Annotated in this window: 3 protein-coding genes; 2 read left to right on the top strand and 1 reads right to left on the bottom strand. The window is 42.0% G+C overall.

From position 1 onward, the window contains the following. Positions 1–516 precede the first annotated feature (516 nt). On the bottom strand, positions 517–993 hold the full coding sequence (locus tag ACFS25_RS31695; RefSeq protein ID WP_381509224.1) for a hypothetical protein: 477 nt from the start codon (positions 991–993) through the stop codon (positions 517–519). A gap of 146 nt (positions 994–1,139) precedes the next feature. Here ACFS25_RS31695 and ACFS25_RS31690 point away from each other — a divergent pair, with 146 nt between their 5' ends. Both ACFS25_RS31690 and ACFS25_RS31685 read left to right on the top strand, forming a co-directional pair. Then, complete coding sequence (locus ACFS25_RS31690) at positions 1,140–1,820, top strand: hypothetical protein (RefSeq protein WP_381509222.1); 681 nt, start codon at positions 1,140–1,142, stop codon at positions 1,818–1,820. A 49-nt stretch (positions 1,821–1,869) separates the two neighbouring features. After that, positions 1,870–2,403, top strand: a complete 534-nt coding sequence (locus ACFS25_RS31685) for a DinB family protein (RefSeq protein ID WP_381509221.1) — start codon at positions 1,870–1,872, stop codon at positions 2,401–2,403. Positions 2,404–2,600 lie beyond the last annotated feature (197 nt).

Raw genomic sequence — 2,600 nt, 5'->3', positions numbered from 1 at the left:
AGCCCGACGATAGGAGGGTTTTTAAGGTAGTAAACATGGCTGGCTACTCAATCAGACCAGCAAAGTACACACGCGTCAGCTTCTTCGCAAACGAACCTGTTTCTTTATTCATCTAAAGCATGTAGTCTATGCACAAGGTAGCTCCCAATTGGCCCATCAGCAGTAGAACATCTGGCCCGATCTCAAAACTATGTTGGCCCTCCCCAGTATGTTTAACTAGCAACCACACGCTAATAGATTCGAGATTGAACTCAGCAAGTCGATTACCTATCTTGTGACGTAGCTCGCCTAACAACGACAGTAACCGGTCTATTACAGTCTCACCTTCAACCAAAGGCACCGCATCTAATCGAGCCCAACCATAAGGAGCAAAACCATCTCTGTACCGGCCCTCGGCCATTACCGTTGTTCCCTTCTCAACTACTTCATCGAAACGTAAATCAGTTTGTCTTGATAGATGATAGGGGGAGAAGTTGTCCCCATATAGAGTTATCCAAGCACTACTAATTATAATACTCATTTTTTACCAAATAGCCATTCGCGGAAACTGGCCGGGCGTTGTTGGATAGCTTCTCGGATAATTCGTAGTTCTTCGTCTCGTTGATTATCTAACTCAGTACGTTGAGCTAATTGGGTAATGACTATCTTTAAATCATCAATCTCCGTACGCAAATCTTCCTGACGAGCTGGCGGTTGATTACCCTTCTTAATCTGCTCCTGAGCGTACTGGCGCAAATCTTCATTCAAGTATTGGCCAATGGTCTTATTACTTCGCTCGGCCGCTTTCTCAAACGCTGTACGAGTTTCAAACTCGATACCGCGAATGGACCAAACACCAACGTCAGGCGCATGACGACGACGGCCACCTTTGCCCTTTTTACTACTCTCCTCTGAAGAGTCAGAGAATGTACTACTTAATTGCAGTTCTGTAATCGCATCTTTAGACTGCTGTTTACTTAATTCGAGTTCTGTAAGCGGGTCTTGGTCAGCCATTGAGAAGTGTCATACATTTAGTATACAGCAAACTAAATGCTTTTTTCAGAGCTAATCAACTGTATGACATATAGTATGACTTTTCTCAATCTTGCTTTGACTTTACATAAGGTTGATTATACAACAGAATTTAAGCCTTAACAACGATGAAAACTTGGACCTGTCTTTGCATTACCGGACTCCTTTTACTCGGAATCATTAAACCAACCTTCGGGCAAACCAAATTCGCTTTGTCGTTGAACGTTGCACCCATTTACTCCCATACGGATTATAACTCAACCCTACCTTTCCCCGACCAAAACACGCAATCACCAACTACAGTCGTTACTGTGTCGTCGCATGGGTTTAACTATATGCTGGGCCTGTTAGCTCGCTATAGCTTTTCCCCTAAATGGTCTGCTTCAACAGGTATTTGGGCCACTCATGGCCTCTCTGGTACAACTCACTTCGATATAAATGGCATTGCTGCTCAGATACCTTATCACTACAGTCATCCCTTGACCAATGCCTATAAGGTGCCTTTATTGGTGAATTATCAATCGTCTACTAACCGGCTCTCACCTTATTTTACGATTGGTACTTCACTGGACTTTAGAAGCGTTAGTTACGTTGATTTAGAAGGCAATGGCGAGGAAGTGCCGGTTAAGTTTGGGAAAGCTTTAGTCATTACACCCTTGGTTGGAATCGGAGCCATTTACCACCTGAAAAGTCATCTGTTAATTGTTGCTCAGCCAACGATCCAGTATAATGTGCAGTCTCACCCAACCTATTCATATTATCATTCCTATCAGATAGGCCTACAAATACAGTTGATGCATCAGTTTTAATAGATTGGGTTAACATAATATTCACTTATACAACACATTTCACTACGCAATGACAATAGGCCAAGAATTGCTGCAAGAGCTGACTTTGGAAGCAGAAGTTACCAGAAGGTTTTTAGAGCGGGTACCATTTGACAGAGCCGACTATAAGCCAAGCGAAAAGTCTGAATCATTGGGACGGCTAGCTATCCATGTTGCTGAAATTATTGCCTGGTGGAAAGAATGCATTATCAATGACAAGTTAGATTTCATTGATTTTGAGCCGAAGCATATTAACACAACTCAAGAGCTTTTAGCTTACTTTGATGAGTTGTTAGAAGAAGCTAAAAAATCACTTGTAGAAGCCAAGAACGAATGTTTTAGGGAAGATTGGTCTATGACACATGGAGATGATATACTATTCACGTTGCCGAAGAAACAAGTCGCAAGACTGTTCTGCATGAATCATTTGGTTCATCATCGCGCTCAATTAGGTGTGTATTTGAGGCTGCTGGATATTGCTGTTCCAGCCGTTTATGGGCCTTCAGCAGATGACGAAGATGTGATTTTAACAAGAAGATTCCAGGAGAACTTAGATCAAGCTTAAAACATACTTCAGCTTTTTTTCACATAACATATTCATAGTTATACAACAGGGCTAGGAATAGTACTAACTTACTGTGGGGCAGTCTGTTGTACTTTACCTAGACCTGTTGTATAACTACGATTATGTATCCTTTATGGAGGCAGCCTTCTTGAGAATCAGTTTACGGATGATTCTTTACCCTAACAGTCGTCAATTAG

Origin of the sequence: Spirosoma flavum, assembly GCF_042686045.1 — a bacterium.
GTDB lineage: Bacteria > Bacteroidota > Bacteroidia > Cytophagales > Spirosomataceae > Spirosoma > Spirosoma flavum.
This window is presented reverse-complemented; position numbering and strand designations above follow the sequence as displayed.